General features: G+C 45.7%; 8 protein-coding genes and 1 pseudogene. All 9 read right to left on the bottom strand.

What is annotated here, in order from left to right; genetic code table 11:
- Nucleotides 1-172 precede the first annotated feature (172 nt).
- Entirely contained in the window at nucleotides 173-1,297 is a 1,125-nt protein-coding gene (locus tag RMO79_RS07830; protein ID WP_310482555.1) for a tyrosine-type recombinase/integrase, read from the bottom strand.
- A complete protein-coding gene (locus RMO79_RS07825) occupies nucleotides 1,297-3,942 on the bottom strand; it encodes a DUF3854 domain-containing protein (RefSeq protein ID WP_310482554.1) in 2,646 nt (881 codons plus the stop codon). The genes RMO79_RS07830 and RMO79_RS07825 overlap by 1 nt, the downstream gene beginning before the upstream one ends.
- A gap of 184 nt (nucleotides 3,943-4,126) precedes the next feature.
- Nucleotides 4,127-4,435 carry a hypothetical protein gene (locus RMO79_RS07820; protein WP_310482553.1) on the bottom strand — a complete coding sequence of 103 codons (309 nt, stop codon included), beginning with the start codon at nucleotides 4,433-4,435 and terminating at the stop codon, nucleotides 4,127-4,129.
- Nucleotides 4,422-4,775 carry a hypothetical protein gene (locus tag RMO79_RS07815; RefSeq protein ID WP_310482552.1) on the bottom strand — a complete coding sequence of 118 codons (354 nt, stop codon included), beginning with the start codon at nucleotides 4,773-4,775 and terminating at the stop codon, nucleotides 4,422-4,424. The genes RMO79_RS07820 and RMO79_RS07815 overlap by 14 nt, the downstream gene beginning before the upstream one ends.
- A gap of 14 nt (nucleotides 4,776-4,789) precedes the next feature.
- Nucleotides 4,790-4,975 carry a hypothetical protein gene (locus RMO79_RS07810; RefSeq protein ID WP_310482551.1) on the bottom strand — a complete coding sequence of 62 codons (186 nt, stop codon included), beginning with the start codon at nucleotides 4,973-4,975 and terminating at the stop codon, nucleotides 4,790-4,792.
- A gap of 149 nt (nucleotides 4,976-5,124) precedes the next feature.
- A complete protein-coding gene (locus tag RMO79_RS07805; RefSeq protein ID WP_310482550.1) occupies nucleotides 5,125-5,361 on the bottom strand; it encodes a hypothetical protein in 237 nt (78 codons plus the stop codon).
- Between the two features lie 165 nt (nucleotides 5,362-5,526).
- Nucleotides 5,527-6,120: a 3'-5' exonuclease gene (locus tag RMO79_RS07800; RefSeq protein WP_310482549.1), complete on the bottom strand. Its 594-nt coding sequence runs from the start codon at nucleotides 6,118-6,120 to the stop codon at nucleotides 5,527-5,529.
- Nucleotides 6,121-6,130: 10 nt separating this feature from the next.
- Entirely contained in the window at nucleotides 6,131-6,274 is a 144-nt protein-coding gene (locus tag RMO79_RS07795; RefSeq protein ID WP_310482548.1) for a hypothetical protein, read from the bottom strand.
- 8 nt (nucleotides 6,275-6,282) lie between these two features.
- Nucleotides 6,283-6,516, bottom strand: a pseudogene (locus RMO79_RS07790) (hypothetical protein); the annotation flags it as partial.

Below are 6,516 nucleotides of genomic sequence, written 5' to 3'. Positions count from 1 at the left end.
GAGATTTGAACTCGCGACCAGATGATTACGAAGCTATTAAGTCTCGATGCCTCAAATACATGCCAGTATTAGAATGCAGGTATCACTAATCGCATGACTTTTCTCTGTCGCAGTCATTTTGCAGTCAATCGGCATAAATATCGGTCGATCGGGGAAGGGTTGTAAATCGCGATCACCGGGGCGTGAGATTGTCGATCGCCGTGATGTCAAAGTAATACTTTTCGATGATGTCTACAGAGTTATCGCACCACCGGGCAATTATCGCCAGCGGCACGCCTTTACCAATTTGGTCGGTAATGAAGGTATCGCGGCAATTATAGGGGGTGCTAGGGCGGTTGAGGATGGGGCTGGCGACTTTATCCCACGCTCGATGGGAAAAATTAGTGTAGTCGATCGGCTTGCCTGCTTTGCTGGGAAATACCAGATCGATACCGGGTTTGCGAAATTGTTTGAGTTCGAGTAAAAATTCCTGCAATTCGGGCTGACAGTTAAACGTCCGCTTGCGGTTGGTCTTTGATTTGTGACTTTTGACAATCTTGTTACCCACCTTGACGATCGACCGATCGAAGACAATCTTGGAACAGTCATGGCAGATTTGCTCCCACTCCAAGCCGATACCCTCGGACGGTCGGCAACCAGTCCACAGCCAAAATTGCACCAACGTCGCGTAGTGATCGTAATGTTCGCTATCCCAGAATGCCGCCAAAATTAGCTCGCACTCTTGGGGGGTGAAAGCATTCGGCTGCGATCGTTCGCGGTCGATCCTGATGTCCGAGGACATCTCAGTAAAGGGATTGATGGCAATCGTCACTTTTTGGTGCTTGATTCCCCACTTCACCGCACTGGCGAGTACGGCAACGATCCGCCGCGACATATCGGGAGTGGTGGTATCGAGTAACCAGTCCCTAATCTCTAACGCCCGATCTACTGATTGGTGCGGGCATCGCTGGATATGTCGCCCCAAGCCATTTACTAAATAGTGGATGGTTGAAGGTTTAAGGTTTTTGGCTTTGTAGCGACAGTAATCAGCCCACAGCTCGCCGATACCCAAATTCGTGGGCAAGGGCTTTCGCTGCGGGAAGTATTTACGAAAGCTCGGATCTAGCTCTCCCTTGAGATAGTCCCACTCGATTTCTCTGATGAGGTTGCTGGCATAGAGGCGGTTGTCGGGATTTTCTGTCAGTCCGAGGGCTAAGTATTTTTGCTTGCCATCGAACCATTTACGCGGAAATTGCAACTTCAATCTGCCCGCTGCGGCAACCAGCGCGATCGAGCCGTGGGGATTTCTTGCCATCATTAGCCCCGTTGCGGTATTTTCGATAAATCCTTTCGCTCTATTCTACCTAATGCATCCCGATCGAATTTCTCAGAGAATAGTTGCCATTTATATTTACCTGTTGCTGTTGCCGCTTTTCTTACAGTGCCATAAAAACCAAAGGCTAGCGCAATATAATCTCGCCATTCTTTCGCTAACGATTGCCGCTCGAAGTTGATGCAAACATTCGCAATTTCACCCATTAAGTAGGTTGTATAAGTAATCGTACCTTTAGGGTTTGGCGATGGGGTGGGGATGACTGCTTCGATCGGTGGAATTGGCGCGATTAGCGTAATACTTTTTGGCAGTGAGTCGATATTGGTAGTATCAGAGTTTTCTGAATTTAATAGTGCTGAGGAGTTTTCTTTGCAGTTATTCCCTAATTCCCTGAAATCCCCTAAATCGGCTGAATCGCTTGCAGGAGTAAAGGGAATAACAGGGAATAACGTAGGATCTGGCAGGGGATAACTGTTTTCGTTATTCCCTAATTCCCTGTTATTCCCTGTTTTTGGCTCGATCTCGACTTCTGTCTTTTTTGTCTTGCCTCGGAGTATCCCAAACTTCTGTAACACGTCCACATCTTTCAGCGCGGGGATATTGAATGGGGAATGTCCGTTAGTCTTGCTTAATTGGGTACCCCCATAATTTTTAATTGCATCGCAAAATTTACGATGACCGAGCATGTGTTTGGGGTCTCCTAAGTACCAGTTAGTATATTCCTTATACAATTCTCGGCTGAGAACTTTTGTCCCGCCATTGGGGTACTTTTCTTGCAAGAAAATCAGCGCGGGGTTGTTTGCATAAAACATCTCGGTAGTCGCTTCTTTGACTGCGGTAACTTCACCAGCCCATAAAATTCGCCGCTTCATCTCGGTATTTGAAATCTCCCACGCCCAATTAAACACCCCCGACAGTTCGCCGTTAATCTTGTCCTGTAGGTATGGATCGATCGTCTCTGGCTGTCTGTCGAAGCTCATCGCCACTACCCGGCGATCCATGCCTTTGGCACCAGATGGCATCGTGATGAAATTGTTATAGGCTCTTACTAAAAAGGTGTTGAGCGTGGTGGGAAACACATTTTTATAGAGTAGCTTGACGTTCACTCGCTCGTTACTCATAATTTTGCCATACAGCCCGAACTCTTCCATGTGCCCGCTGTCGTCAGAACTAATAGAAACGCGCTTATCGAGCATCCCCGCCAAAATATTTGGATTGCCGAGCGATTTACTGTCAAAACCCCCACAATTGTGATGACCGATTGTATTTTTGAGGGTTTCAAGTACCGTGCCCTTTCCCGTCCCCCCGCGCCCGTACAAATCCCAGCCTACCTCTATGTCTAACTTCCCCTCTGGTTTCGGCAAGATTGCCCATCGAAAAAAAGCTTGGACTAGCTCGATTGCCCCTGTTTCGCCTTTCAGGGATTCTTTTAAAAAATTCAACCATTTTGGGCACTCGATTGACGGATCGTAGCGGTAGGGGAGCGCGACTGTCATAAAATCTTCACGGCGATGTCCGATGGTGAATTCCCGCGTTTCGATGTCCAGCACGCCATTACTGAAAGCGATCTTATTTTTCGGGTTCCACTCCCTGACCATCAGCTTGGCTTTCATGTGGCGGAGTAAGTTCGCCAGCGAGCCATTGCCCTGGGCTTGCCAGTTGTTCGCTGCTAGGAATTTATAGATATCCTCATCGATGTAAGTTCCCGCACCATCATCGGTTAAATCCCACCGATCGCCCAGCCACTGATGCCAGCCGATGCCGGGGCGATACCGCCAATGTTCTTTCAGCACTCCCCACAATAGCGATGCTTTCTGGAATAAGCCCGGATCGGTGGGGAGATTGAAGGTAAGTTTTTTCTTGCCGCGAACGAATGCGGGTTCTGCGGCTTTAACTAATTTCTCGTAGGCTTCGATGCCATGTCTAAAAATAAAATCATCGACACCATTTTTATCCCCGTTCAGTTCGTTGGGAATCAGTACGATGTAGACATCAGCACCTTTAGAATGCAACCATGTCGCTAGTTTTTTAAGTGCGCTTCTGACTTGCCACTTCTGAACGACATCGCTATCAAAATCAATATAAACGGTACGATGCTTCCAGAAATTAGCCCCGCCGATTTGCTCCAGTTCTGGAATTGCTCGACTCTCTTCATGTTGGTTTAACTCGCTATCTCTATCTTCGTTATCTTCAAGGAAAGCATGAGCAATCTCTTCATGCTCTTCATTCCTAACTGTCTTATCCGTCCAGCCATGCACTCCAGACAAGCCGATCGCGGCAATGCCGCACGCGCCTAATTTAGCTGCTTTCTTTTCACCTTCAACTATGTGGACGGGGATTTTATTAAATCTTAATGCTTTATCCCATTGCTTGTAAGTTGGTGCAAAATAAGGTCTGTTCCCCTCTCCCTTTGGAGAGAGATATTTGGGGCATTCGTCGGGATTTTCAGCAAACGACCAATCGGGTTTAATCCGGTAGAAAGGCGCGCCCTTGGCTGTAGTGTATGGCTTTCCGGTCGGATCGAAGTAAGGAATAATTAATCCGGTTAGCGAATATCCCGTTAATCTCTTACACTCATTCTTATTGCTGATAGTAAAGCAGTCGGTATCGATAATATCTTTGAAATTCAACCCCGAACTAAGCAATTCGGCGTAATGTTTTTCGGATAGAATCTGTGTTAGAATAGGATCAGATTCGTCATCGGGTCTACTTACGTTTAATTTATTTATTTGCATTTTTATTAAAGAATATGTGTTGTCAATAGCGGTTCTTCCTCCTAGGTTGCCGCTATTTTTTTGTGGTTTAAGATATGGCTTACTTTCCCCCTTTCTCAATCAATGTTAATGATTCATCTGTTGATTGTGGGAACTTGTCATAAATCTCATAATCGGCATGAGTTTTATGAATAGCTTTTTTCTGTTCCCAAATTATTTGGTCTATAATATGTCTGCTTCTCTGAATACCTCGATCGACATTTCTAGATTCTTGCATTAGCAAGCATTTTTTTGTGATGGAATTGGCTGTCGTATTAATATCTTCGTAGCAGATCCAAAAGGTCAATTGCTTGTCATTGGCTGCTTCCCATTCGATCGTCCAGCCTAAGTAATGCTCATGGTGTCTCATTATCTTTACCCTCTTCACTATTTTCTATATCAGTCATCAAATATTCTTCTCTCCCCAATATTTCACGGATTGCTCTAAACCGATCGTGTCGATTTCTAGAGTATTGAGCTACCAAACTAACAACTGAACTTTTAATTTTAAGTCTACATAGCTCGGACAGATGTTTACAACTTTCTTTTCCTTTCTCTAAATCTCTAAAGAATCCTACTTCTAGTTTTAATGAGTCGAAATCTTTTTGCTTTCCTCTGGGTAGCAAGAAATCGATATAGAAAATCCATCCCACAGGCTCGACAGGCTTCCATGAGATTGCCCAATCTCCATAAAAAACAAAATTATCCATAAACCTAAGCAATATTAATCATCACAATCCCATAGATCGTATTCAAAATACCCCTCACAAGCATCGCATGTACCAGAAATAAACCTACCGCTTTCAGATAGATCGGGATCTTTCATAATTGCGTCAGGACTGTTGCAATGGGGGCATTCTGTCTTAATCCATGTAGATCGATCGCACACCGTCTCATCAGTTTTTATCATCGTCTGTACTAATTACCATCAATACGTCTATTCCTGTCTCCGTCTCCAACGATGTCATTCTGATATCGACATTCTTTACTGATATTTTATTCATGACAAATAGATACATATCAGAGAAATCAATCGGCTTAAAGCCATCGCTCGTAGTTTCAGGCTGCATCTTTCCAAACCATCTTTTCCATTTCTTCCCTTGATTTTTGTAATGTTGTAATAAGCATGAATTGAATGGTTTCGAGTACCTTGGCTAAAGTCTCTGAATTGATTCGATCGTTAGAAATACATCCTGTCACTTTGGTAGATATAGCAATATCTAGATCTAGATCTATTACTGATTCATCTGATAAGCAAATCTCAATACTTCGGGTTAAACGTCGGATATCAGACATTGATTGTGTGGATAGATTTAAATTGATTTGAGAACTGATGCAAATTTTGACATATATAAGTCGATCGCATTGACCCCCTACCAACCCTCTACCCCCGTCCTAGCTGGGGGGGGCTGGGCGGGTAGTTTGGATGTACTAACAGGTTGATCGGTAGCTAGCGTCATATTAAAGAGTCTGGGGCAATGGCTCTAAATCTAGAGGTAGCTCGGATGACTGTATGCCTAGCTCTAGATGGCTTTCTGCCATATATTTGATAACGGCGAGAGTAGCCCGACAATCCCCGATCGCGGAGTGGTCGCCACCGGGTAACTTCTGCCAGCGATAGCTTCCCCGGTAGTCATTCCATTCGCCGACAAATTGGCTGTACCAACCCATGACACAATCATTCTTGACCGTTTGTAAGTCTGAGTTGTACAGGTCGTAGGTGTGTTCGAGGGCGCGGCAGTCGAATGCGGAATTGTAGATGAGGATCGTGCGCTGGAATATCTCTTTGTCCAACCGATCGATAAGGCTGTAGAATGGCGGCTCATCGGCGAGTAGCACATTGGTTAGCCCGTGAATTTCGGCAGCTCCGTCGGTGATTTGGGTTACGGGTCGGAAGCGTTGACTGATGATTTCATTGCCTGCTAGGTCGATAACTCCTAATTCGATGATTTCGGGGTCTTGAAGTCCGGTGGTTTCGGTGTCGAGGATGTAATATTCTTCAGGGTTTGCGAGGATTTCCCGCGCCCACTCGATCGCTGTGTTTCTGTCGTTCAAGTTTTTGCCTCTAATAATTGATCTGTTGATGGTTGTGGGTCGTCTCTCCGACCCCAGTCACTCCACTTTTGCGATCGCCACTGACCGATCGGGCAATTCTTCCCGGAATACCGATCGGTAGTTTGATGTGCGGGCAGGTGTCGCCACTAGTCATATGTTGGGCTAGTGTCTCCAGGCATATGGAAGCGGTTCGGGCAATATCCAAAGATGGCGGGCGTTGATGAGGTTGAGTACGTGATCGGCTTCTGGGTAAATCTCAACAGCCATCCGATCGGCATAGCCGCATTCGTTCTTGATGGTCTGGAGATCGTCCCAGGTGATGCCATCGGCGTATAATCTCTGCGTTCCTAAGATTTGGTTGCGGTTGGTCGATAGTCGAATGATTCCCCCTGGTAC

This window comes from Chamaesiphon sp. VAR_48_metabat_403 (assembly GCF_031422475.1).
In the GTDB taxonomy this organism is placed as follows: Bacteria; Cyanobacteriota; Cyanobacteriia; order Cyanobacteriales; family Chamaesiphonaceae; genus Chamaesiphon.
Note: the sequence above shows the minus strand (reverse complement) of the source record. Positions and strands in the feature narration are given on the sequence as shown.

Bases quoted from the DNA above. Each gene is read 5' to 3' on its own strand.
- RMO79_RS07830 (WP_310482555.1), bottom strand. From the start codon at position 1,297: ATGATGGCAAGAAATCCCCACGGCTCGATCGCGCTGGTTGCCGCAGCG.
- RMO79_RS07820 (WP_310482553.1), bottom strand. From the start codon at position 4,435: ATGAGACACCATGAGCATTACTTAGGCTGGACGATCGAATGGGAAGCA.
- RMO79_RS07815 (WP_310482552.1), bottom strand. From the start codon at position 4,775: ATGGATAATTTTGTTTTTTATGGAGATTGGGCAATCTCATGGAAGCCT.
- RMO79_RS07810 (WP_310482551.1), bottom strand. From the start codon at position 4,975: ATGATAAAAACTGATGAGACGGTGTGCGATCGATCTACATGGATTAAG.
- RMO79_RS07805 (WP_310482550.1), bottom strand. From the start codon at position 5,361: ATGTCTGATATCCGACGTTTAACCCGAAGTATTGAGATTTGCTTATCA.
- RMO79_RS07795 (WP_310482548.1), bottom strand. From the start codon at position 6,274: ATGACTAGTGGCGACACCTGCCCGCACATCAAACTACCGATCGGTATT.